At 65.1% G+C, this 318-nt stretch carries 1 protein-coding gene; it reads left to right on the forward strand.

Annotation, left to right across the window (positions count from 1 at the left end; translation table 11 throughout):
* The coding region (locus V3391_RS17665; protein WP_332079758.1) for a malonate decarboxylase subunit alpha at positions 1-318 on the forward strand (318 nt) is incomplete at both ends.

Below are 318 nucleotides of genomic sequence, written 5' to 3' on the forward strand. Positions count from 1 at the left end.
GCCGGCGCGCATCGCCGATCTGCTGCATGCGGTTATCGAATGCGGCGACCGCGTTTGCCTCGAAGGGAATAACCAGAAGCAGGCCGATTTCCTCGGCCATGCGCTGGCCAACCTGAATCCGGAGCGCGTCAACCAACTGCACATGCTGCAGTCGGTGCTGGCGCTGCCGGAGCATCTGGATGTCTTCGAGCGCGGCGTCGCCTCGCGGCTGGACTTTTCCTTCTCCGGCCCGCAGGCGGCGCGGGTGGCGCGGCTGGCGTCTGCCGGCAAGCTGAATATTGGCGCCATCCACACTTACCTGGAGCTGTTCAGCCGCTA

The sequence above is a fragment of the Luteimonas flava genome, assembly GCF_036584485.1.
GTDB lineage: Bacteria > Pseudomonadota > Gammaproteobacteria > Xanthomonadales > Xanthomonadaceae > Luteimonas > Luteimonas flava.